The organism is Ferroplasma acidarmanus Fer1, from assembly GCF_000152265.2.
In the GTDB taxonomy this organism is placed as follows: domain Archaea; phylum Thermoplasmatota; class Thermoplasmata; order Thermoplasmatales; family Thermoplasmataceae; genus Ferroplasma; species Ferroplasma acidiphilum.
The window spans coordinates 1,538,812-1,563,455 of the sequence record NC_021592.1 but is presented as its reverse complement, the minus strand read 5'-3'; the positions used below and the strand labels follow the sequence as shown (position 1 = coordinate 1,563,455).

Annotated in this window: 25 protein-coding genes; 13 read left to right on the top strand and 12 right to left on the bottom strand. The window is 37.9% G+C overall.

Annotation, left to right across the window (positions count from 1 at the left end; all coding sequences use genetic code 11):
- The first annotated feature begins 20 nt into the window (after positions 1 to 20).
- On the top strand, positions 21 to 2,066 hold the full coding sequence (locus FACI_RS07965) for an ATP-dependent DNA helicase (protein ID WP_009887635.1): 2,046 nt from the start codon (positions 21 to 23) through the stop codon (positions 2,064 to 2,066).
- A gap of 5 nt (positions 2,067 to 2,071) precedes the next feature.
- A complete protein-coding gene (locus tag FACI_RS07960) occupies positions 2,072 to 3,001 on the top strand; it encodes a class I SAM-dependent methyltransferase (RefSeq protein ID WP_009887634.1) in 930 nt (309 codons plus the stop codon).
- 100 nt (positions 3,002 to 3,101) lie between these two features.
- Here the strand turns inward: FACI_RS07960 and FACI_RS07955 are convergent, their stop codons facing one another.
- Positions 3,102 to 3,443 carry a winged helix-turn-helix transcriptional regulator gene (locus FACI_RS07955; protein WP_009887633.1) on the bottom strand — a complete coding sequence of 114 codons (342 nt, stop codon included), beginning with the start codon at positions 3,441 to 3,443 and terminating at the stop codon, positions 3,102 to 3,104.
- Positions 3,444 to 3,532: 89 nt separating this feature from the next.
- Between FACI_RS07955 and FACI_RS07950 the strand changes: the two genes are divergently transcribed.
- The 6 genes from FACI_RS07950 (at position 3,533) to FACI_RS07925 (ending at position 8,122) form a co-directional block, all read left to right on the top strand.
- Positions 3,533 to 3,763 (top strand): heavy-metal-associated domain-containing protein, encoded by a 231-nt coding sequence (locus FACI_RS07950; protein WP_009887632.1) that lies wholly within the window; start codon positions 3,533 to 3,535, stop codon positions 3,761 to 3,763.
- Positions 3,756 to 5,138 carry a mercury(II) reductase gene (gene merA, locus FACI_RS07945; protein ID WP_009887631.1) on the top strand — a complete coding sequence of 461 codons (1,383 nt, stop codon included), beginning with the start codon at positions 3,756 to 3,758 and terminating at the stop codon, positions 5,136 to 5,138. The genes FACI_RS07950 and merA overlap by 8 nt, the downstream gene beginning before the upstream one ends.
- Before the next feature lie 175 nt (positions 5,139 to 5,313).
- Entirely contained in the window at positions 5,314 to 6,090 is a 777-nt protein-coding gene (uppS, locus tag FACI_RS07940; protein WP_009887630.1) for a polyprenyl diphosphate synthase, read from the top strand.
- Positions 6,090 to 7,406, top strand: coding sequence for a tRNA(Ile)(2)-agmatinylcytidine synthase (locus tag FACI_RS07935; RefSeq protein ID WP_009887629.1), 1,317 nt, complete (start codon positions 6,090 to 6,092; stop codon positions 7,404 to 7,406). Before uppS ends, FACI_RS07935 begins: the two co-directional genes overlap by 1 nt.
- Complete coding sequence (locus FACI_RS07930) at positions 7,407 to 7,859, top strand: AAA family ATPase (RefSeq protein ID WP_009887628.1); 453 nt, start codon at positions 7,407 to 7,409, stop codon at positions 7,857 to 7,859.
- Between the two features lie 20 nt (positions 7,860 to 7,879).
- Positions 7,880 to 8,122, top strand: a complete 243-nt coding sequence (locus tag FACI_RS07925) for a hypothetical protein (RefSeq protein ID WP_009887627.1) — start codon at positions 7,880 to 7,882, stop codon at positions 8,120 to 8,122.
- A 171-nt stretch (positions 8,123 to 8,293) separates the two neighbouring features.
- On the opposite strand, the gene FACI_RS10320 is transcribed toward FACI_RS07925, so the two are convergent.
- From FACI_RS10320 to FACI_RS07915, 3 genes are all read right to left on the bottom strand, one after another.
- Positions 8,294 to 8,440 (bottom strand): hypothetical protein, encoded by a 147-nt coding sequence (locus FACI_RS10320; protein ID WP_009887626.1) that lies wholly within the window; start codon positions 8,438 to 8,440, stop codon positions 8,294 to 8,296.
- Positions 8,441 to 8,522: 82 nt separating this feature from the next.
- Complete coding sequence (locus FACI_RS07920) at positions 8,523 to 9,380, bottom strand: thiamine pyrophosphate-dependent enzyme (protein WP_009887625.1); 858 nt, start codon at positions 9,378 to 9,380, stop codon at positions 8,523 to 8,525.
- Positions 9,381 to 9,382: 2 nt separating this feature from the next.
- A complete protein-coding gene (locus FACI_RS07915; RefSeq protein WP_009887624.1) occupies positions 9,383 to 11,131 on the bottom strand; it encodes a 2-oxoacid:acceptor oxidoreductase subunit alpha in 1,749 nt (582 codons plus the stop codon).
- A gap of 222 nt (positions 11,132 to 11,353) precedes the next feature.
- Here FACI_RS07915 and FACI_RS07910 point away from each other — a divergent pair, with 222 nt between their 5' ends.
- Positions 11,354 to 11,785, top strand: coding sequence for a MarR family winged helix-turn-helix transcriptional regulator (locus FACI_RS07910; protein WP_009887623.1), 432 nt, complete (start codon positions 11,354 to 11,356; stop codon positions 11,783 to 11,785).
- Positions 11,786 to 11,832: 47 nt separating this feature from the next.
- Positions 11,833 to 13,401: a site-2 protease family protein gene (locus FACI_RS07905; protein WP_009887622.1), complete on the top strand. Its 1,569-nt coding sequence runs from the start codon at positions 11,833 to 11,835 to the stop codon at positions 13,399 to 13,401.
- 33 nt (positions 13,402 to 13,434) lie between these two features.
- Here the strand turns inward: FACI_RS07905 and FACI_RS07900 are convergent, their stop codons facing one another.
- Positions 13,435 to 14,091, bottom strand: a complete 657-nt coding sequence (locus FACI_RS07900; protein ID WP_009887621.1) for an alpha/beta fold hydrolase — start codon at positions 14,089 to 14,091, stop codon at positions 13,435 to 13,437.
- Between the two features lie 61 nt (positions 14,092 to 14,152).
- On the opposite strand from FACI_RS07900, the gene rqcH reads away from it, so the two are divergent.
- Positions 14,153 to 16,000, top strand: coding sequence for a ribosome rescue protein RqcH (gene rqcH / locus FACI_RS07895; protein ID WP_009887620.1), 1,848 nt, complete (start codon positions 14,153 to 14,155; stop codon positions 15,998 to 16,000).
- On the opposite strand, the gene FACI_RS07890 is transcribed toward rqcH, so the two are convergent.
- The 3 genes from FACI_RS07890 to FACI_RS07880 all read right to left on the bottom strand — a co-directional run bounded on the left by FACI_RS07890 (position 15,992) and on the right by FACI_RS07880 (position 18,690).
- Positions 15,992 to 16,909 (bottom strand): bifunctional phosphoglucose/phosphomannose isomerase, encoded by a 918-nt coding sequence (locus FACI_RS07890; RefSeq protein ID WP_009887619.1) that lies wholly within the window; start codon positions 16,907 to 16,909, stop codon positions 15,992 to 15,994. The genes rqcH and FACI_RS07890 overlap by 9 nt on opposite strands.
- A gap of 33 nt (positions 16,910 to 16,942) precedes the next feature.
- Positions 16,943 to 18,148, bottom strand: coding sequence for an MFS transporter (locus FACI_RS07885; protein ID WP_009887618.1), 1,206 nt, complete (start codon positions 18,146 to 18,148; stop codon positions 16,943 to 16,945).
- Positions 18,149 to 18,243: 95 nt separating this feature from the next.
- The gene (locus FACI_RS07880) at positions 18,244 to 18,690 is read right to left on the bottom strand and encodes a hypothetical protein (protein WP_009887617.1); all 447 of its coding nucleotides are present in this window, start codon (positions 18,688 to 18,690) and stop codon (positions 18,244 to 18,246) included.
- 749 nt (positions 18,691 to 19,439) lie between these two features.
- On the opposite strand from FACI_RS07880, the gene radB reads away from it, so the two are divergent.
- Together radB and fen are read left to right on the top strand one after the other, a co-directional pair.
- Positions 19,440 to 20,150: a DNA repair and recombination protein RadB gene (gene radB, locus FACI_RS07875; protein ID WP_048074068.1), complete on the top strand. Its 711-nt coding sequence runs from the start codon at positions 19,440 to 19,442 to the stop codon at positions 20,148 to 20,150.
- 2 nt (positions 20,151 to 20,152) lie between these two features.
- Positions 20,153 to 21,172, top strand: coding sequence for a flap endonuclease-1 (gene fen / locus FACI_RS07870; protein ID WP_009887615.1), 1,020 nt, complete (start codon positions 20,153 to 20,155; stop codon positions 21,170 to 21,172).
- On the opposite strand, the gene FACI_RS07865 is transcribed toward fen, so the two are convergent.
- The 4 genes from FACI_RS07865 to FACI_RS07850 are packed head-to-tail and all read right to left on the bottom strand — an operon-like array spanning position 21,169 to position 24,322.
- On the bottom strand, positions 21,169 to 21,447 hold the full coding sequence (locus tag FACI_RS07865) for a hypothetical protein (protein ID WP_009887614.1): 279 nt from the start codon (positions 21,445 to 21,447) through the stop codon (positions 21,169 to 21,171). The genes fen and FACI_RS07865 overlap by 4 nt on opposite strands.
- Positions 21,448 to 22,437 carry a tyrosine--tRNA ligase gene (locus tag FACI_RS07860; protein ID WP_009887613.1) on the bottom strand — a complete coding sequence of 330 codons (990 nt, stop codon included), beginning with the start codon at positions 22,435 to 22,437 and terminating at the stop codon, positions 21,448 to 21,450.
- Positions 22,438 to 22,469: 32 nt separating this feature from the next.
- Positions 22,470 to 22,652, bottom strand: coding sequence for a hypothetical protein (locus FACI_RS07855; protein ID WP_009887612.1), 183 nt, complete (start codon positions 22,650 to 22,652; stop codon positions 22,470 to 22,472).
- Between the two features lie 47 nt (positions 22,653 to 22,699).
- Entirely contained in the window at positions 22,700 to 24,322 is a 1,623-nt protein-coding gene (locus tag FACI_RS07850) for a B12-binding domain-containing radical SAM protein (RefSeq protein ID WP_019841720.1), read from the bottom strand.
- Positions 24,323 to 24,644 lie beyond the last annotated feature (322 nt).

The following is a 24,644-nucleotide window of genomic DNA, read 5'->3' as shown; positions in this document are numbered from 1 at the left end:
ACATACTATCATAATCCATTATGAAGTTAAGTGAAATTACCCCATCGGAATTCCTGAAAGTTACAGATAACAATGATTTCACTCTATATGAACACCAGGAAGAAGCCGTTGCTAAATTAAGGGAAAATAAAAATGTGATAGTTTCCGTACCTACTGCATCCGGAAAAACCCTGATAGGGTATATTTCTATTTACGATACTTATCTGAAAGGAAAGAAATCAATGTATATTGTTCCGCTCCGTTCACTGGCTATGGAAAAGTTCTCCGAATTGCTGTCACTGAGAAACCTTGGGGTAAAGGTTACAATGTCTATAGGCGACTACGATGTTCCACCATCATTCGTTAAAAATTACGATGTTATTATAGCTACATCGGAGAGAGCTGATTCCATGTTGCACAGGGACCCGGATATCCTCAACTATTTCGGGCTTGTTATAATTGACGAGATACATATGATATCTGACCCTTCAAGGGGGCCACGGCTGGAAACAGTTATATCATCATTGCTGTATCTCAATCCAGAAATCCTGTTACTAGGGCTCTCAGCAACTGTTTCCAATATTCAGGAAATTGCTGAGTGGATGAATGCAGAAACAGTTGTTTCCAATTTCAGGGCAGTTCCCCTTGAAACAGGGATAATATTCAAGGGCAATCTTATAACTGATGGTGAAAAAAAGCATCTTGGCAGGGATGATGAAGTATCACTTATTAAGGAAAGCATAGAATCGGGCGGTCAGGCGCTGGTATTCAGGAATTCCAGGAGAAATGCTGAAAAATATGCCCAGAGTATGGTTAATTTCTTTGATTTCCAGAACGATTTCGAGAAACTGGAAATACCTCCTGACCTTTTTAATGAAGCCCAGGCAAATATGGTTGCCCATGGTGTAATGTTCCACCATGCAGGCCTTTCAAATGACCAGCGTACCATGATTGAAAAATTATTCAAGCAGGGATACATAAAAATATTGACGGCGACACCAACACTTGCTGCAGGTGTAAACCTCCCGGCCAGGACAGTCATAATAAGGGATATTACAAGATTTTCTGATGGATACAGCAAACCAATATCAGGGATAGAAATTCAACAGATGATAGGCAGGGCAGGAAGGCCCAAATACGATAAAAAAGGGTATGGGTATATCTATGCAGCTTCACCCGGGATGCTCCGTGTAGCAGAGGGATATCTAACAGGAGAATTGGAACCTGTAATATCGAGGATGGATTCAAATAGCCTGATAAGGTTTAATGTGCTGGCTCTCATATCCTCTGGAATTGCCACGGACCTTAAGGGCATCCAGGACTTTTATGGGAAAACCCTTCTCGCCGCCCAGAACGATATTGATGGTTATGAACTGGCTTTCGAAAGTGCTCTGTATTTTTTAAAGGATAATGACTTTATTACAGAAGAAAATGATATATACAGCGCAACAAAATTTGGAAGGCTTACCTCCGACCTGTATATTGACCCTGTAAGTTCGCTTATACTGAAAAAATGCCTTGACCTGGAATTTTCAGAGGAACTGTATTTGTATTATATATCGAAGACACCTGATATGCTCACGTTCAATTACCGTGCCAGTGATTATGAATACCTGGAAGAATTTCTGGACAGGCATAATATATCTGATTTTAGCGAAGAATCAATGGGCGCAGCGAAAACAGCAATAATTCTGAATGAATGGATTAATGAAGTTCCTATAAATACAATAGCGGAGACATTTGGCATAGGGCCGGGAGATATTCAGGCAAAGGCATCATCTGCAGACTGGATATCGTATTCGCTTTACCGCCTTGGCAGTATGTTTGACAAGGAGAATGAGAACAATCTTTTGCATCTGAATATCAGAATAAAGGAAGGGGTAAAAGAAGAGATAATAAGGATAATAGAAATCCCGCAGGTTGGCCGTGTCCGTGGCCGCAGGCTATATAACAATGGATTTAAATCAATAGATGATATAGCAAATGCGAGGGTAGAAGATATTTCACGGATATTTGGATTTTCAACCAAACTGGCTAAGGATATAATAGAAAATGCAGGTAAATTGAATAACAGGTACTACAGGTAGAAATAATGTTGCATGTCAGGGTAGATAAGGAAAATGGGCAGGAAACAATCAATAAATTAAGGGATTTGGATTTGATCAACAGGGAATACAAAATACTTAACGACGGAACATATGTATATATCCCTGTAAATAAAAACAATATAGATTTTTATACCGTTGACATTGAAGGGGCTCCCTCGAACAGGATTGAACCTGAAAAAGTTTCATTTTCTTATGATATAATAGGAAGCATTGCGATAATAAAAGGAAAAACTATAGAGGATGCAAAATACCTTTCCGATTTTCTTAAAACCAGAAAAAATATTAAAACCATTTACCTGGATAAGGGAATAACGGGAGAGTTCAGGACAAGGCAATTAACACTGATTTATGGAGAACCTGTTTATAAAACCATTTACAGGGAAAATGGAATAAGGCTAATGGTGGATGTGTCAAAGGCATATTTTTCCCCGAGGCTGGCAAGTGAGAGGCTCAGGATTGCAAAGGAAGTATCTGATGGAGAAAATATAGTAGATATGTTTGCCGGGATTGGGCCATTTTCCATACTCATTGCAAAAAACAGGGAAAGCAGCATCGTTGCTATGGATAAAAACCAGAATGCAATTGATCTTTTACTGGAAAATTTAAAGCTGAACAGGCTAAGAGGAGAAATAACGCCTGTTGCTGGTGATTCAGGTGAGTTAATACAACAGTATGAAAATGTTGACCGGATTATAATGAACCTGCCACATGATGCCAGTGAATTTGTTGGCGTAGCTTATAAATCCCTGAAAATTGGTGGTTTAATTAACTATTATGAGATATGCGATTTGCCAACACTTGAGGGGAGGATGGAATCTTTCAGGGAAATGGGCCTTGAACTTGTATACAAAAGGGTAGTGCATGGATTTTCTAAATATCAAAATATGTATTCTATGGAATTTAGAAAATTATAGTGGTCTTTGATAGACAGCAAAGATCCTACGCAATAAATCCTGAACCTGCATATAACCGGAGGCCACAACGAAAATTTAAAATCCAGAATCATAATTGAAACTACATAGTTCTGTCAATGGAATCCAGAAAACATATGACACCCTTTCTTATATCCTGCCCTTTTTCTGTTAGTTCATATGTTACAACTTCTTTTCTACACCTTTTTACAATTCCAGCATCTGTAAGCTCTTTCAACCGTCTGGCTATAATTGTTCTATTTGAACCTGGAATTGAATTATAAATATCGTTAAAGTTCTTCCTTGTGTTATTGTTTCCTATCACGCCCAGAATAAATAATGTATAGCGTTTTCCCAGCAAATCGAATACAGGCAATGAAGTATCAATACAGATAGTTTTTTCATTATCATATATCATGCATGCTTCAGCTCTTGAATTTTTCATAATATTACAATGTTAATACCTATAAATCTTTAACCAAAGTCAAATTTTTGTTACTTAATGGGTTTAATAGGAATATGTAATAATATATTATGGCAAAGACAGTTGAATTAAAAGTATATGGAATGACATGCGATGATTGTGTGAGGCACGTAAGCGGTGGGCTAAAGCAGGCGGAAGGCGTTACTGATGTTTCTGTTTCCCTCAAAGACGGAATGGCAGTCGTTAAGGCCATGGATACTGTTGATCCGGAGAACCTATTAAAGCTGGATGTTTTCAAAGGCCAGTATAAAGCACAGTTAAAAAGTGTTAAAAATGAGTGAATACGATCTGGCAATTATAGGTTGGGGAGCAGCTGGTTTTGCCGCCGCCATTAAGGCTAGTGAACTAACCTCTAACCAGATGAAAATAGCTTTAATCGGCACTGGACCAATAGGGGGGACATGCGTAAACGTTGGATGTGTCCCATCTAAATTTTTAATAGAAGCTTCTAAGAATTATAAGGAGGCAACTAAGCCATCATACCGTGGAATAACAGCAAATGCAAATATTAACTTTTCAGAATTTATGGAATCGTTGAATGATTTTGTTTCCACTGAGAGGAATACCAAATATGCAGATGTAATAAAAAATTTCGAAAATATAGATATGTATGAAGGGATGGCAAAATTTATTGATAACAATACAGTAGCCGTAAACAATAAAGATATAAAAGCACTTAATTTCATTATTTCAACCGGATCAAGAACATTAATTCCGGAAATTAAAGGGCTTACAGATTATTACACAAGTGACACAATCTGGAATATGAGAGAACTTCCAGGGAAGATAGCTGTATTAGGTTCGGGTGAAGTGGCACTTGAGCTGGCATATGCCTTCTCAAACTTTGGCACTGAAGTCCATATTTTTAACAGGTCCAATAGAATATTGAAAGGATTTGATGAAGATATTAATAATCACCTGATAAACGCTTTAAAGACTAACGGGATAATCTTTCACCTTGGGCAGAATTTTCAGGAAATTATAAATAAAAATGGCAAAAAAAGCATAGTTACAGAGGCGGGAACATTTGACAACTTTGATAGCTTGCTTGTTGCCACAGGAAGGGTGCCACAAATAGACAAATTAAACTTAAAAGCTGCTGGGATTTCAACCGATAATGGTATTGTTGTTGATGATAGCCTTAAAACCACAAATCCAATTATATATGCAGCTGGAGACTGCATAAGGCAATCATTAAAACTGGAAACACTCGCTGGAAAAGAAGGCGTTATCGCAGTTGAAAACATGCTTGGTGGGAGTAGAACAATCAATATGCATGAAGTGCCATGGGTAGTTTTCACTGAACCAAATGTTGCATCGGTTGGATATACAGAGGCAGAACTGAAGTCGAAAAATATAGAATATGATGTGAGAACCGTGGAATTAAAAAATGTCGTAAAAGCCAACATCCTGAATAGTTATGACGGTATTGCTAAGGTCATATCTGGAAAGGATAAGAAAATTCTCGGGGTTCATGTTGTGGCACCTATGGCCGCAGAATTTATAATTGAGGGAGTATACCTTATTCAAAATGGGTTAACCTACGACAACCTCATAAATGCTATGCATGTATTCCCTACTGTAGCAGAATCTATAAAAATAGGTGGACAGGCTTTCATAAGGGATATATCAAAGATGAGCTGCTGTATGGACTAGTATCATTAATATAAATAATTGATACAATATTTTGGCGAAACATATAGCACATGATATTTTTTTACTAAATTTGATATTGCTGTAAATTTTTAATCGTAATTAAAATAAAATTATATAGAATTATCACGCGGCCCTAAAAAAATATAAATATATACTTTATAATCATTATAAACAGATGAGTATAGCCCATAAGATAGGAGATATCGCCTCAGGCGTTTACGAACAGGCTTTAATGGAAGAGATAAGGAAAGCCGATGTCCCACTTCATCTAGGGATTATTACTGATGGAAACAGGAGATATGCCAGGGAAGCAGGGCTCACTCCTAATGAAGGCCATGTAAGAGGCAAGGATAAACTGGAAGAAGTTCTCGACTGGGCAATGGAAGTGGGAATCAGGATAGTTACAGTGTATGGTTTTTCAAGTGAAAATTTTAAGCGCGACCCGGAGGAGGTAAATTTTCTATTTGATTTAATCAATGACTCCCTCCGCGGGCTCCTGAAAGATGACAGGATATTTAAAAATCAAATAAGGGTGCGTATTATTGGGGATTTCAAAGGGCTTCCAGAATACCTTGTAAATACTATCCATGATGTTGAAAAAATAACAGCAGGGTTTAAAAAATTTAAGTTTAATATTGCTATTGGCTATGGAGGAAGGCAGGAAATTATAGATGCTGTAAAGAATATAGCGGCGGATGTTGTTTCAAAAAAGTTAAAAATTGAGGATATCAATGAAAAACTATTCAGGAACTACCTCTATGATAATACATTGACAGACCCTGACCTTATTTTAAGGACAAGTGGGGAGGAGAGGATTTCTAACTTCCTCCTGTGGCAGTCTGCTTATTCCGAGCTCTATTTTTCAGATGTTAACTGGCCAGACCTGAAAAAACTGGACTTTTTAAGGGCAATATATTCCTATCAATCAAGAAAAAGGAGGTATGGAAAATAATGTATGTTGCAATTGATGACACAGACAGCCAGGATAAGATGTGTACTACATACCTTATCTACGAAATAATTTCCCGTGGCGAATACGATATTATAGGAAGCCCGGAACTCGTCAGGCTCAACCCGAATATAGGGTATAAAACGAGAGGAAATGGAGCACTTAATATTAATCTCGGAAAAGGTTCAGGGAATACCTCTATTATAGGAAAGGCAAATGGCAAATTTATAAAATCATATGAAAAAGTTGCCGGAGAACCTGACAAACAAGAATTGATGGATTTTATCTCATCAATTGTAGAAGATTTCTATGTAAAAGATGATGATAAAACTAATCCGGGAATAGTAATATCAAATGATAGATTCCATTCTGGACTTTACGGAAAAGCCCTTCAGGATGACATAAGTATAGAATTTATAGAAAATTATCTTTCCGGGAGGGCAATTTACAGGAAAATAAAAACAGGGCATGGCATAATAGGGTCGTCTGCTTCCCTTGCATGGCCTGGAAAAAGTTATACATATGAACTGCTAGACTACAGATATCCAAATTATGGGGATATAACATATGGAGAAAAAATTGATATTTCCTCAATTCCGGAGAGTTTTTATTCAACATTCAACAATATTGACATTAAAAACAGATACCCTGCAATTTTCCCGAAGCCGAAGACACCGGTGATATTTGGGGTCAGGGGAGTCGATAAAAATGACCTCATAACAATATATGATAGAATAAAGGAAAGGCATAATATTGATGATCAGGGCTATATTATATACAAAACAAACCAGGGCACAGATGACCACATAATGCCAGAACCGGATTATCTCTCCAGCATGGGCTCATATTCCCTTACCGGCGTAATATCCGGGGAGCCCTATACAATAGAAGGTGGGCATAGCTTTGTAAATTTTAAATATAAGAATGAGGAAATAAAACTGGCTGCTTTTGAACCTACAAAAGAATTCAGGAAAGTATTGATGTCAGTGATACCCGGTGATATTGTAAGCGCTTATGGTTCATATGCTAAGGGAACTATAAAACTTGAGAAACTTCGCGTTATAAAAAAAGCCAGGCTATATAGGAAAGAGCCTCCGGTATGCCCGGAGTGCCATGTTAAAACCAGGTCCAAGGGCCAGATGGATTACAGATGCCCTGTATGCAAAAAACGTTATAAGAATCCAGAAATTACTGAAATAACAAGGGAGTTGGAGGAAAAATTCTATGAGGTGCCCGTAATAGCGAGGCGTCACCTTTCCATGCCATTAAAATTGATGCCGTACTTTTCAGATATACCGCAAACCAGCGGGGTGTCATAAATGATATGCATCACAGGAATCCCGGGCTCCGGCAAAACAACAATATGCAAAATGTTGAATGCCAACGGAATCAAGTGCACAGGGTTAAATGATATCGCATCTGAGTGTGGGGCCCTGAATGGTAATACCGTGGATGTTGATGTATTGAGAAGGGAGAATATAAACTCTGAAGTTGTTGAATCCCACTATTCCCATATGCTGGAATGCAAATATGTAATAATACTTGAAGATAATGAGGAACAGTTAATCAGGAGAATGAAATCCAGAGGATATCCGGAATCTAAAATTAAGGAAAATATTGATGCCCAGCGTTCCGGGGTGATTTACTGGGAAGCATCTGACAGGCTGCCCGCAAACCATATATTTGTTGTACATGAAGATTCCAGGAGCATTAATGAAGTGTTTAAAGATGTGATGGGCATCATATTATCGCTTCATGATAAAGTTAATTAATCTATTTCCTTTTATCACATATGTACAAATGCGATGATATTAAAGAAATAAGGGTCAGATATGCTGATGAAACTGACAGGGAATTAAGTGCTGAGGAAATTAAAGAAGCGTGTAATAAAGCCAATGAGGCTAACGATTCCATAGAACGTGTTTTAATGAAGAAGGAACCAAAAGAAGTAAGATATGTGGAAATAAACCCAAAAAAGTATACAACCCTTAAGAACGAGGCAGGTACAGTGCTTAAACCAATGCCACCCTATTAAATTTAACGTTTTTCAGGGTGTAGAATGGAATGTGCAAAAATAAATTATTATTGCATGGCTATATTATTCTGTAATAATATAATCAATAAATTTCGTGCCAGTAAAGACCATGATTTAATAAAATTAATACCTTAACATCCTTTATAAGGTGCGTTTCTATAAAACAATAGTTTATTTATCCAGCTTTTTCTTCAAATCATTTATCTCAGTCTGAATTGACTTGTCCATAGGATTTTTTCTAGCCTTCTGCTCGAGTTCATCAATTTTCATTTCAATGCTTTTTCTTTTTCTATTTAAATCTCTTTTTCCGAGTCCCATTATTTATGATATTAACATTGTATAAAAATATTGATTAAAAACTGGTACATTTTTAAAAATTATAACCTGTAAAATAAAAATTTTAATAGAATTCTTCAAGATCTTCTTCCGTAAGCTTATACGGAGCAGTATCCTTCAAATTGTATTCCTTTAAGGTTTCATCAACATCTTCGTAAACTGGTGCATCTACGTCATATAATATGCCTATAGGTATAGAATTGGCTTCTTCGCCCCATTCCGATGCATGCTTGAACGCTTCGTAGAAATCCTTTCTATTGTTATCCTTCAGTTCGTATGTTGTCTTTCTGAAGAATTCGTACCCTTCCACCTTATTATATGTAACACAGGGGCTGAACACATCTATAAATGAGAAACCCTTATGCTGTATAGCTGCCTTTGTTAATTCCGCCAGCTGTTTAATATTGCCGGAAAGTCCACGGGCTACAAATGTTGCACCTGCTGATAATGCATAATGTAGCGGATTGAATGGGGGCTCAATATTCCCATCAGGGGTACTCTTTGTAATTCTTCCTATAGGGGTTGTTGGCGATGCCTGCCCTGTTGTTAATCCAAATACCTGGTTATCTGATACCATGTATGTCATATTTACGTTTCTTTTTGCAGCATGATAAAAGTGCTGCGAACCTTCGAAAAATCCATCGCCGTCTCCACCATATGCGATAACGGTTAGATTTTTATTGGCCCACTTTATACCTTCAGCTACTGGAAGTGAACGCCCGTGCAATCCATGGAAACCATAGGTATTTATAAACTCGGGCATATTGCTAGAACATCCTATGCCGGATGAAATAACGGTATTGTCGGGTTTGATATCAAGCTCCGACAGTGCCATTGTAATTGCTCTCAATTGCGAGAAGTTCCCGCATCCAGGGCACCAATCAGGTGCTACTTTTCCTTTGTATTCAGTTACAGGTATCATATTTATTCCTCCACTTTTATTTTTTTGCCAAATATCATTTCTTCCAGTGACAATGCCAGATCGGCAGGGAAGAAAGCCTCGCCATCGTATTTTCCCAGGAACTGGGTATCTACAAGGAATTCTTTCCTTATCAGCCCATTTAGCTGCCCGGAATAATTGTTTTCAACAACTATTATTTTCTTTTTTCCTGCAAGCAGTTTCTTTATATCATGATTCATGGGGAATATGTGTGTTATTTCTATGGCACCTATTTTTGTACCATTTTTCCTCATGCAGTCTATAGCCTCTTCAACTGCACCCTTTGTAGATCCCCACTGGATAACCACATATTCTGCATCTTCCATTTTATATGTAGGTGTCGGTGGCATTTCTTTTATATATAAATTCAGCTTTTTCATTCTCTTTTCCATGGAGAGCTTTCTCTGTGTCGGGTCTGTTATTGCATCGCTAACAACTGCGCCGTATTCATTATGCTCATCAGAATCCTCGTTATGCATTAACCCTGGCTGCCCTGGAAATGCCCTCTTGGAAATGCCGTTTTCTGTATATTCATATCTTTTATAATCAGCTTCACTGGCATCTGCTAGAAGTCCCCTGTCCATTTCATATGAAAGGTCAAGATCCACTGTTTCGTCATGTTCAGCTAGATATAAATCGGTAACAACGAATACAGGAAGCTGGAATCTCTCAGCAAGGTTGAAAGCCTCCTTTGTGAGGTCAAATGCTTCTTTAACTGTTCCCGGTGCGAGCACTATTCTTGGCATGTCTCCCTGACCGGCACCAAGCACCTGGTTGAGATCCCCCTGTTCAGTCTTTGTTGGAAGCCCGGTTGATGGGCCTGGCCTCTGTGCTTCATATATAACCAGTGGAACTTCGGTCATTGCTGAAAGCCCAACACCTTCAGTCATAAGTGCGAACCCGCCTCCTGATGATCCTGTTGCGGCCCTTACTCCAGCATAGTTTGCACCTATTGCTGCATTTATAGCGCTAATTTCATCCTCTGTAAGTTTCAAAAACACATGGTATTTTTTGCCATGGGTTGCAACAAACTGGAGGAAAGATGATGCTGGTGTCATAGGGTATGCAAAATACATTTGCATTCCTGCATTGATAGCCCCAAGTGCAGCTGCATCTCCACCGCCTATTGTGTATAACTTTTTATTAGATGTTTTTAGTTTTCTGTAAACTTTATAATTCTGGAGATAGTATTCATATCCCTCTTTTGCCGCGTTTATATTTGATTCTACAAGTTTTCCTTTTTTGTTGAAAACTTTTTCAATTACACCTGAAAATACGTTAAAATCCAAACCAAGAGATGCAATAACAGCTCCCAGTGCAACTGTGTTTTTCAACAATGGATTTGCATCAAATTTCAGTGCAATATCTCTCATTGGTACCGGGCAATAGGTTATCCCATCGTATTTTTTAAAATTGTGTATGGTTCCCGGGTCATATATTGCTATCCCGTTCAGGGGAGATGCTCCGCCTTCGTTTATATTCCTATTTGTATGCCTTTCAAGTGCATCGGCATTTAAAGCAACCAGAACATCCAGGCCGCTTCCCTGGTTCCTTACTTTTTCATCAGAAGCCCTTACCTGGTACCAGCTTTCGCCGCCCCTGATAAGGCTTTGATAGTAATTATACGTGCTTATGTATAAACCACTTCTTGAAAAAGTTTTTTCTAAAGTTAAACCGGCGGATTGTACACCATCTCCTGCCGCTCCTCCTATTCTGACAATTATTTCTTCCATGGTTTTAGTATTTAGTAGTGCCGTATAAATTTTTGTATGAATACGGAAATTAATTTTAGCCAATTGCCGAAATAAGTAAATTTTTCCGGATAATACAAATTTTGAAATATGAAATTTACGGGATTTCAAACATGAAATATTTAATAGTAAATAATTTAATGGACGATTATTTACTATATAGAAACCATAAAATACCTTTATCATATTAATAATCCGGTACGAATGGATAAAATCAGCAGCTACGACGTCTGGAGGGAGTTTCTCAGAACCTGGAAAACATGGTATAAGGCTTCGGAAAAAAATCTTATGTCTATGGGTGTATCTACAGTAGAATACAGAATATTGAAAAATTTAACAGAAAGAGGGGCTTTGCCCATGATAGAGCTTGCAAATATAAATATGGTAACGCAGGGTTGGATCACCGGTGTTATAGACAAGTTGGAAAAATTGTCGTATGTAATGCGTGAGAGAAGCGACTCGGACAGGAGAGTTATCAATATAACAGTCACGCCAAAAGGGAAAGCCTTCTTTAAAACAATAGAGTCAAGGCATCTGAAATTTATAGATGACACACTGAGGAATTTTAGTTATGAAGAGAGATATAATATCCTCAATTTCCTCAAAAAAATAGAGACAAATGTCGAATCAAAATAGTATTGCAGGAAAAAGATTATTATTAATGTTTAACTATGAGTTTATTCATGAATTATAATGATATATTCCTGATTATTCTTATCGTGTTTTCCTGGATAATTATAATTATACCGCTGGCACCGGCAATTAATAAATCAAAACACTTTGCAACCATGGGGCCAGCTTTAATGATAAGGTCAACAAAAAATGGTGGCGTCCTTGATGCTGTTGCCAAACATTTGCCAGCAAAATCTCTGGGGAAGATATCCACTGTACTTGTTGTTTTTGGAGGATTGCTTGCTTTTGGCATGCTTTTATATGAAGCGGTCTTGCTTACAATTATCCATATCCCCACCAGTGCTGCACCCCCTTTGCAGGATTACCTTGCACTTCCACTTATTAATCCCTTTATACCGCTGGGATATGGAACTGCTAGCCTCGTTTTTGCGGTTGTAATACATGAAATGTTTCATGGTATCGTTGCAAGAAAGCATGGAATAAAGGTAAACAGTGTTGGCGCATTATTTTTTATAATCCCGATAGGAGCTTTTGTAGAACCGGATGAAAAAGAAATTATGGCGGCTGACCCTGTAGTGAGAAGAAGGATCATTGCAGCCGGCCCGGGTATAAATCTTATCATAGCTGCAATATGCATCGTATTGCTTGTTTTTGTCATGATGCCTGCCTCGACCCCTATTCACAGTGGCGTTTATGTAGATAATTCTACAACACTTTACAGTGGACATGCAATACCGAAAGGAATGGAGATTACTTCATATGGAAATTTAAGCGGGAAACAGCTTAACAATCTGGAAACAACTTCCATGATTACACCGGGATTGGCAAATATTACATTGTTTAATGGAAAAACCGAAACAAATGGAAGCGTACCGACGGGCGTGGCCATTGTGGATTTAATTTCCGGTTGTCCTGCGGCGGCGGCAAATGTCTCCACAGATTCAATCATATATAACATAAGCGATGCAGGGCACAGCCACATTATATATAACATAAATACTCTGGGCGATGTTCTGGATAACATAACACCGGGTACAACAATAAATATGACGGTACTAACATTCCACACGGGAAAAACTGTACCTGCATATACAACATATACAATGAAAACTGTTTCCACATATCATTATTATGCAAAGAATGACCCTACTGCAAATAAGGCAGCATACAAAGATGAAAGTTTTATCGGGGTGCAGATAGATTATTCAGGTATAGGGTATGAATCCATTGATAGCCTGCATAGCCTTGTTTTCGGCGGACAGCTGGTGGGCCCAAATTTCTACGAAACCCTTGGCCTGCCACTTCTCGGGCTTTCACCCATACCGGCTTCATTATCCCACATGTTTTCTACGCCCTTTAACTCATATATCTTCTTTGGAATAACTAATACCCTTTACTGGTTCTTCTGGATAGATTTCCTTCTTGGCATTATGAACGCACTGCCATTATCCATACTTGATGGGGGTCAGTTCTTCAGGGATACCCTGACAATTGCATCAAGAAGAGACAGGCTGAAATTCCTGAGGGATGAAAATAATGTCAAAAAAATATATTACGCAATGGGAATATTTGTATTCCTTCTTTTGATGTATATTATAATAGCTCCGCGGATAATTTAACCTGTAAATAATATACAGATAACATACTACAGGTCACAGGTTAGTTATAAATTTTTTAATATTGTTGAAAAATATATCCGGCTTTTCAATCTGAACGCAATGACCTGCCCCATTAATTTTGACAAAGGTTGATGAAGGAATCAGGTCATGGTATCTTAACCCATGGCTAACCGGCACTACATTGTCCCGCGATCCCCAGAGGATAAGAACCGGCTTATCGATTCTGTTTAATTCGTTCAGTATATGGTCAACACCGAGCCCGCCTATAATAATTGATGAATTTATTAATTCCGGGTAGTCTATCAGGCTTTTCAACGCCACACCTGCTGATACTGATGGACCAACAACATTTATGGATGATAGAAAAAGGCTTTCCGCAAAATCCTTTATAAATAACGCACCTTTAGAAGGGGATGACCCGAAATTATAACTGTCATTTGCTTCAGAATTTCCAAATCCCGGGAAATCCGGTGCATAAACATTGAACCCCCATTGGCCGATTTTCCTTAATGCATCGATGCCTGCCCATGAATTTGAAGTTGTTGTTGAATCATGGAGCAGGATGAAATTGCGCATATTTCCACGCTCATATGAAATGTAATAAACTGATTTTCCACCTATATCTACTTTATTTTCCTTTACTTCCATGATAAGTGATTGAACTATTGTTCTAAAATTATTCGGCTGCATGCTAAAATATAGTGTAAAATGCATAACAAAATTAAAATAAGAGCAAGGGCTAAATGAAAACATGAAACTTAAAGAGTCGTCATTGGATTTCCATGCGTTTATTGCCATCTATGGCGATACAATATTAAACTCATTTATCAAGAAGGTATACCAGGTAAACCAGAAAGAATTCGTGCTACAGATATACCGTTCTGATGTAAAAAAGAGGGATTTTTTCATATCGTTAAATAAGGGAATTGGATTTTATGATGCAGAAAAGCCTGAAGAAGCTACACAATTATCAATGCTATTCAGAAAACAGCTTTCGGAGAAACGTATAGTGGGCATAGAACAGATTAATTTTGATAGGGTAGTAAGGATCACACTGCATACAGGCCAGGAGATTATTCTTGAATTATTCGGTGGCGGAAATCTTATACTTACAGATAATGGCAAAATTGTTTTTGCTATGGAGCAGCATGTATACAAAACCCGTAAAGTACAGATTGGTGAAGAATATATTCCTCCCGCAGTTATTAACCCTGTTGCAGACCTGGAAACTTTCTCCGGAATACTGGATAAAAGCAGTGCATCAATAGTTAAAACTCTCGCAACAAGGGTCAATCTTGGTGGGGAGATAGCTGAAGAAGCATTATACAGGGCGAATATAGAGAAAGACAAAATGCCCTCTGAAATAAAAGACCAGTATCAGATTCTCTACGATAGCATAATGGAGATAATCGGGGAATCTTCTAAAAATAATGCATTTTATTATGAGGCAGAAGAACTACTATCGCCTGTGCTCCTGACAGCTATAAATAAAGAACCTGATGTGAAATTTGAAGACTTTAATGAAGGAATTGATTTTTACCTGAAACATTATCCTGAAAATGAAAAAAATAAATCCAGCGTGGAAAGAAGGATTGAGTCACAGAGAAGGTCAATTGAAGAATTTAATAAATTGATGCAGGTATACAATGAATTCGGAAATTACCTTAAAATGAATTTCCCACAACTCCAGAAACTTATAAATATAATTTACAACAATGTAAAAAGAAACACACCTGAAGATTTCAAGTACATGGATATGGATATAAGTGACATTAACCCTGGCAAAAATACATTTGCCATAAATTATAATGGAACTAAAATCATTTTAAATTACAGGGAATCTGCAGGGAATAATATAAATTATGTGTTTAATACGGCAAAAGACTATAAGGGCAAAATTGAGGGGGCTGAAAAAGCAATAGAGGAGACAAAAAAGCTCATAGTAAAAGAAAAACAGAAAGCAGGAAAAAAGAAACGCGTAAAATACTGGTTTGAGTCATACCACTGGTTTATTTCTTCTTCCGGAAACATGATCATGGCTGGCAGGGATGCCAAAACCAATGAGAAGCTTGTTAAAAAACACATGTCCGATGATGATATTTATGTGCATGCAGATCTTTATGGTGCACCCAGTACAGTAATTAAACATGAAGGAATAGAAATTACAGAGGAAACTATAAAGGAGGCCTGCATATTTTCAATCTCCCTTTCAAGGGCATGGCCCGCAGGCATCGGATCAGGAACCGCATACTGGGTATATCCATCGCAGGTCAGCAAAACACCTGAATCCGGTGAATTTGTATCAAAAGGTTCCTGGATAGTAAGGGGAAAGAGAAATTATGTCCTGAACATTCCTCTGGAGTTAAAGGTATCAATTGTAGACTATAAAGGCAATAATATACCTATGATATCACCTGCTGAAACCAGAACTGAATCAAAAAAATGGGTCCTGATTAAACCGGGAAATGAAAAAAGGTCTGTGGCTGCGGAAAAGATAGCAAAAATACTTGGAATAGAAAAATCAGAGATTGATTCTATTCTTCCGCCCGGAGGGTCTATAGTTGTAGAGAATTCAAAAGAAATAAAGGAATTAAGCTAATTTCTTTTTAAGTTCCTCTATGGTTGATACATCTGTGGGGTCTACATTCCTTACCAGGGCAAGTTCATATGTCAGATAATCGGCATAATGAATCAGGTAGAACAGTTTAGAGAAATAATCCTGTGATGGGGATTTTACCACTGTGAATTGCTCCCCTGTAATTTCCTCTGTAATCCCTATTCTCTGGTTAATTCTTGCATTGTCAGATTCAAATGCATAGAACAGATATTCATCCCTCCTGTATGCGGATTTCAAAGGCATAGTATCGTTATGGTTAAGTTCCGGGAAATAGCTATAAAAAGCGAAGGTTTTTGCATTTTCATTAAACTGGGTTTTCCATCTGTATGCTACAGATTTGAATGGTTTAGACCCGTATATTATAGGAATAGAACTATTTTCGTATATCTTAAATGCTTCAGATTTTATGTCGCTGTGATTCTTATCCATATCATCCAGTATGCCATATGTCTGGCTGACTATGGCATCATCTATCGGGGCAAAGGTGTTAAAAAGAGGCATGAGCATATATCCCAGAGCTGACCTTGGCTGGATGCCCGATGGTATGATAATGGATTTTTCTACAATTGTTGCCAGCTTTCCACCCGAGGTGATAGCCCTTACATGGGCACCCTTTTTCTTCGCATCTTCCACATTGCTGAGAGTTTCTTCTGTGTTGCCTGAATAACTCACTACAATAAACAGGGTCTTTTCATTTACAAATCCCGGTATGCCGTAATCACCTATTGAAATAACAGGTATGGAAGTATAGTATTCCTGAAAGATATTTCCAACAATTCCAGAACCGCCCATACCGGATATAACTATATTATCAAAGTTGAAGTTTATATCAAATTTGTCTTTTGATTTTATCTGTTCCTTCAAATTTTTTATCTCATCCAGAAAATTCATATATCATTAGATAAAAATAGCATATTATTTTTTCTATTGGTCCATGTCCCCGGAAAGCCCGGATAGATAGGAAGTAGATTCGTTTCTTTTTTTAATTGTGGCACCGGTAATAAATACTGCTAGAAGGCACACCAGTGTTGTTGCATCTATGATTAAAAGTAACTGGCTATAGCCCACTATTCCACCTATTGTGCCCAGTAAAACTGATATAAGCCCTCCAAAAAGAGCACCGAAATTATATGATACCCCAGAAATTAAACCCCTGACAGCCGGATTTATACGATCCATAAGCAGCAATGGTATAATGGGCATAGAACCGATTCCCAGGCTAAATACAACCATGCCCGGCACTGCAAGAAACCTGATAGGGGAAAAGTAGGGCACGGCCAGCCATGCAAATGCCAGAGCTATCATAGAACCTGCCATAATAAGGTATTTCTTCCTGAATATTGCCGCCAGTTTTCCAAACAATATAAATCCGGCCGCAACTGTGAGGCTGGAGATTATCATTATTATCCCTATCTGTGATGCCGGAACACCGAACGATGTGGCAATAGTAGGGTAAAATGAGAGTATTGCAAAATATGCAGAGAAGAATCCAGACATCATAATCATGGATTTTGCCAGTGGAATTTTATAATCCCTGAGATTAATTTTTTTCTCTGCCTGCCGGATTTTTTTGTTATCATGTGGAATTTTCATTATGGTATATGGTGCGATGATGAGTGGAATACTGCCGGTTATCAGAAAGAATCTCCAGGTAACTGCTATTGTTGGTAGGAAAAGGATATACGCTATTCCGGTTAATGCGTATCCAATTCCATAACCGCTCTGGATTATCCCGAATATTGTTTGTCTTATGCTTGCAGGGGAAAATTCATATCCCAGCATGGTGCCGGAAGTCCACTCACCACCCATGAAAATTCCCTGTATGAATCTGGCGGAGAAAAGTATGATTACGTCAGGTGAGAAGGCCATTACCCCTGCAAAGATAGCGTATCCTGCAGTACTGAAAGCCATTACACGCCTCGCCCCGATTTTGTCTGATAAGTTCCCGAGGTAAAGCCCGCCAAAAAATCTCCCTATTAACCCGAGGGCGAAGAGTAGTGAAACCACACCGAGGCTTATGTGATATGATTTTTCCAGTTCGGCATAGATATATGTTACAAGAGTTAAATCATAAATATTGCCAATCCAGGAACCGGTGGCAGCAAACGTAGCATGGAAATAATCCTTCATAATACGGCATTTTAACATTTAAGTTAAAGTTTCCCTGACTGTAGCTGGCACATAGGCAAAAATTGCGGGGCACTTTATATATAGTTGACAGTATTTCAATCAGAAAATTCTATTTTAACCTTCCATATAGACCTTTCCTGGACTGTTGCAGCCTTTACACCCCTCTGCTGTATAAGACCAACAAATTTTTCCGCACTCTCCTGTTTGTTAAAATCTACGTATATTGCATCAAGCCCGAATTCTGGCATTGTTCCCTGCGATGAAACCAGATCATTAATTTTACTCATTATTGAAATAAATTTTTCCTTATCTATATAAAATGTACCCTTTTCTATTTTTGACAGCCCGGTTTGCATAATGCCATCATAGGTAATACTGGAAACCTTTTTATTAACATGCCTTCCTGAAGTTCTATAATATAAAAACATCAAAATAAGAAAGATTATAAGTAGGGGAATAGCCAGATAATATATGCCTAAGGTAAACGAAAGTGCAGACATAATAAAAAATATGACTCCTATAGCAAGATATACATTTGCCATCCGGTATGTATTTACATTTATTATATATAATTTACCCGAATTTTTGATAGCTGTATTAAACTATAAGAATAATTATATTACATATAGTTTCCGGTGGTAAAATATTTTCGCTAAAGCATTTTGGGTTCCTTACTTTTTCTTATTATTTGCCTTCATTCATCACGGTTTTGCTGGGACAGGTTGCAGAGTTTTAAGGTTGATGCCAGTTATAACGTTACCTTTTCAGGATATCATTGATGGACACCTTAAATCCTTACATATACTTCTGTTCTATCAGCGGAATAAGTTGAAGGTGAATTATATTTTGTAGGAAATTGGAAATTTAACCGAAAATCTTTATAGTCCATACAAAATACACCAATAGTGACGTGTGATACTGATATATAGTACCGTCATGTTTAGCGTTCAGACTACACAACAGATGTGGTGGATGATAGAACCATTAACGATCAGTAGATTGAACGGGTACCATCAAAATAAGTAATGGAAAAACATACCTAAAGATGTTCCAGGCTTTCTCAGGTTGTTGTATAGATATGAAAACTGTGCCAATCTCAATAAAGCAAAAACAATAAAAATAAAGTGTTGATAATGGTATAATAATTCAGGAGTATAGCTCTGAAAATTAAGGGTCTCGTCAAAAAAAGTATGATATGATCAAGTGGTATCAAAGAAGTTAATTAATGCGGTGGGAGGTCCAGTATAAGCCTACTTATGCAGGTCGTTGGCTATATGTAATGTGGTGGCAAATGGAAAAGATAAAACTTAATGAAAGTGAGTATAAAACTATGTCAGGTTATCCGTGCATTGATAAATTAATGGAGGGAGGTCTAGAACCCGGAATAATAACTGAATTTTATGGAGAAGGTGGAGCCGGGAAATCAAATCTGGCCATGATCTATTCAATCTCTGCATTAAAAAATGGGAATTCTGCAATTTATATTGACAGTGAGGGCTTTTCGGTTGAAAGGTTCAGAAGCATAGCAAATGGCGATATGGAATTAATTAACCATATGAATATTTACAGGGTAAAATCACTTGATGACCAGTATTTAGCACTCATAAAATCGGATAAACTGATAGGAGAAAAGAGAGAGTCAAAGAATAGTTTCGGTATTATGGTGGTTGATTCCTTCACAAATTTTTTTAGAATGGAGGCAGGCAAAGATGCGTCCGCCAGAATGGAGGGCTATGAGAAGCAGTTGAATATACTTTCCGGGATCGCGCTTAAATATAAAATTCCGGTGGTCATAACCAATCAGATATATGAGGATGTGAATAATAGTACACTGGAGCCTTTCGGCGGATTTTTTATAGACCATGCCATGAAAGCCATATACAGGATAGAGAAATTTTCAGGGGGAATGAGGAGAATAACCGTTGAAAAACACAGGTCAATACGGGAAGGTTCCTATACCGGCTTCAGAATAGTTGACAGTGGCATAGAATGTGAGGTTTAAAAATGGGGGTAGATATATCAGGAATCCTGGTCAAACATCAGACCAGCATAAGGGAGAACGGAGGTATAACAGTATCCATAGATGCTTTTAATATAATTTACCAGTTTCTAAGCAGCATAAGGGGTGAGGATGGAGAACCGCTTAAGGATGAACACGGAAATATTACATCACATCTTTCCGGAATTTTTTACCGGACAGCCACATTGCTGGAGAACAATATAAAACCTGTTTATTCATTTGATGGGAAGCCATACCGGCTGAAGGATGAAACATTAAAGGAAAGAAAAGCCATAAAAGAAAAAAATATAGCTGAACTTAATCTTGCAATGGAAAACAAAGATGCGGAAAAAATAAAAACACTATCCTCCAGGATTAATTATATTACGGCAGACATAGTATCAGAATCCAAAAAGCTTTTAGACATGATGGGTGTTCCATGGGTTCAGGCGCCAAGTGAAGGCGAAGCCCAGGCTTCCTACATGAGTAAAGTAGGAGCTGTTGATTCTGTAATTTCACAGGACTATGATTGCCTCCTGTTAGGTGCCAGGAGGGTTCTAAGGAATTTTACCATGTATGGCCGGAGGAGAATTTCCGGAACAGGAAAATTCATAAATATTACCCCCGAAATCATAGATTTAAAGGAAAATCTTGACAATCTGGGAATTACACAGGATCAGCTGATTGGCATCGGGATTCTTGTTGGAACTGATTTTAATCCGGGCATAAGGGGAATAGGCGCGAAAACCGGACTATCCCTGATAAAAAAATACGGCGATATAGAATCTGTGCTGAAACAGAAGAATAAAACCATAGATAATCTGGATGAAATTAAGGAATTTTTTCTGAATCCACCGGTTGAGGATACTGGAGAATTAAAATTTGCACCGCCTTACAGGGAGAAAATAATTGAATATCTCTGTGCGGAACATAGCTTTTCAGAGAATAGGATAAACAGTATACTTGACAGGATAGAAAAGAATTACTCCGGAGCAAACCAGTCCAGCCTTGATAAATATTTTTAGAGGTGCAACTCCTGCTCCGATACCATTACCTTATGTGACCTTGGATACTCCAGTTCTATTATCTCTTTCATAGTTTTCTTCAGGTCTTTTTCGTCCACGGTGAAATTTTCGTTTCTGAATCCCTCTTCGATAATGTTGAACCTGCCTTCTAGCTTTTTCACTGTAACTATCCTATCCTTTTTAAAGCTCTTTATAGTGAGCATGTAATTATTATCCATCTTAACTAACATGCTGTAAACGTGTTTATCAACGCTTCTAATCGGTATCCATGGCATTTAATCACTATTAAGTTTATTGCTTACAGGCAATATAACATTTATCAAAATCTGTGTAAGTGCCTTTTTCAAATCCATAGGATGGATCTCGGAATTAAGATATTTTGATTCCAATTCTCCAAAGGAGTGAATTGTATAGGGCCCTCCATGCGATTCCGGCCGGTTTATCTCTATTTCTGTTGCATAATAGGGGAATATAACATACTTTATTATATCAATGACAGGATTGCCATCAACAATGCCCATAGGGCAGAAAGCGTTCTTTATTTTTCTTCTGATATCTTCTTCACTATCGGTAAGAAATAATGCAGAGTCCGGATCACTTTTTGACATTTTTTTAAAATCATCCATTCTCCCCTTTCCCTTAAGAGAGGCAATCAGTGGCATTTCCAGCAATATGGGTTTTTTCCTCCCCATTTTTTCTGCAATATCCCTTGCAAGCATATATGCATGCCTCTGGTCTGTTCCACCAATTGCTATATCGGAATTCAGGTAAAATACATCTGTCACCTGCATGAGCGGATAAATGTATTTGCTGAAATCCTTATCAGCATCTTCTTCTGTTCTTCCCATGATTGGAAGTGATCTTCTTATCCTCAATAATGATGAATTCTTTGCTGTCTGGAGAAGCAATTCCCAGTAATCCGGATTTGCTACCAGATCTGTGGCCCAGATAAACTGGACTCCTTCCAGAAGCCCGGCATATAACATGCTTTTTCTCAGTGTTTCACCACTTTTCCTGATAAGGTCTATATCGCCGCCCAACTTATCATTAACCCTTGCATGCCAGTCAGCCAGCAAGACCTTTACATTAAATCCAAGCTTTACAAGTTCATTTATCTTGTTTACATAAATCAGTATTGCTATGTGTGGAAGGCCGGAGGGCTCGAACCCGATATAAGCTTCGCTGTTATCCGGAACGAGATCTTTGCACTCCTCGAGGGTAACTACCTCGGCAGTATTCTTTTTTAAAATAACCGTATTTTCCATTTTGTCTTAATAACCTGGTATTTTATTAATTTTTATTTTTTGAGAAGTTTATCTAACAATGATGAGGCTTCCTTTTTGGATAATTCTTCTATTGAACCTTTTTTCAGGGATTTTACATAATCATCCACAATCTTCTGGTTTTCCTCTCCCCTTTTTATAAGATCGTTCACAAATGATAATTGCTTTTTTGTTATGTTTTCATTTTTATTGTACATACAGAAGTGATATGCTAATCATAAATAAAATTATTTACGGAAAATTATTATATTCTTGCTTCATTTGTTAAAGAGGAAACTTTTTTATTTTTGATCTCTTTTCCAGCAGTGTACCTTGTTATCCAGTAGACAGTTTTCAGGAATCCTGTAACAGTATTCATATTAATATCTGTAAAATCTGCCGATTTCTTCCCCTTTGTTTCTGCAAGTTGCTTAAATATTTTGTCCAGGTTATCAAATACAGCGCCGTTCATAAGGTCTATTATCCTCCGAGTTACCGGGTTCATCCTCTTTACCATATTCGGAATAACCTGTTTTGTTGTCCTGAAATCGTATTTCCATGCTTCATATAGTAGATCCCAGTAACCTGCCGGCAGTTTTTCCATGTATGGGAAGGGATTCTTGCTTATCCTGGATGATGTCATTGGAATTACAGGCAGGGGGAATATCCATGCTGTATAATTGCTGTCAATTATACTCTGTACTATATCGATACTTTGCTGGAGGTCCTCCTCTGTTTCCTCCGGATATCCAATTGTCATGGTATAACATGGAAAAACACTGGCCTGGTTCATTATAGAAGTTGCCTTTACGATAACGTCCTTCCAGTCCTCAGGTTTCCATGGATAAGGCTTTGCATTCATGTATTTATGCATAATTTTGGTGCTTCCCGTTTCAAGCCCCACAACAGGAGCCTCTGCACCATATTCTTTCAATCCGCCTATTTCGGATATTTCAAAAAGTGTATCAGGCGAAACCAGGACAGCGGGTGCAGATATATGCGGGAATGTAAGGTACCTGGCACCCATTTTTTTAACTGTTGAAAACAGGTTGACAATAGCATCATGGTTCACGGTAAGTTTTTTCTGGCCATAGAGCATTATATCATCTGTAATGAACTCTATATCCTTATACCCGTTTTTCAGATAAAGCGAAGCTTCGGCCTCTACATTTTCCATTGGAATCGTACGGTATGTTTCCGGGGTAATTGAGCAGAAAGAACATCCCCGGGGGCATCCACGGGTAACCTGCACTTCACCGAAACGGCCCGGTTTTATAATGTTGGGTATATGGGTGATATCTGGCATCCTTCCGGTAATTTCAGCGGGCAAAGATTCCCCATCCAGTGATTTTTTTACAAGTACAGGGAAATCTATTTCAGCTTCACCATTAAAAATTGTGTCCACAAAATCCGGTTTATTCAGGCCAATCTGCCATGCTGCCGGCCCCCCTACGATAACACGGAAGTTGTATTTTTGCTTTAATTTTCTTACCACATCAGCCAACTCTTCGAAATATCTGGCAGTCCAGCTCATCTGGCCACCGAAGAGCATGGTCAACTTAAATGTAACAGGGCTCAATCCATATGGGTCATGCACATTAATGCCAACTACTTTCGTGTCCTCATTTACCTCCTTTTCGAGCCTTTCAGGCGATACTATTTTAATGTCGGAAATTCCCGCATTAACTAGAGAGGCTTCTATTTTTCTCAGAGGATATGGCACATGGAGTGGCTCTCCCCTGTTATATTTCGCAGGGGGTGCGAAAAATTTGTCCATTAATAGTTTTGGAACTATATTGTTTGGCATACACGCAACATACCCTAAAACGGAAACTCCACCATAATCGGTAAAAGTTCCCCTATCAGAAGTCAATATCACTTTAGCCATAAATAATTATTTTACCGAAGTATTTATATGTTACGATTGCATATATGGAACTTATATAATAATACATAGATAAAATTAATTGTTCCGATTGTTGTGGCAATCTGAATCGGTTTATAATACCACATATTTGCATAGAATTATCTTTCAGGATAAAATTATTACAGGGCAATTATCCTTATAACTGAATATGTTTATTCTATAAGTAACCGGTTAATATCCGTATTCTGTTATTAATAATCTGGGTTTGAGTGTCCCCCCAGTAATTTAGTGGTTTAGTTTTCAGGTCAATATATGATGTATAATAATACCCGCATAAATCAGG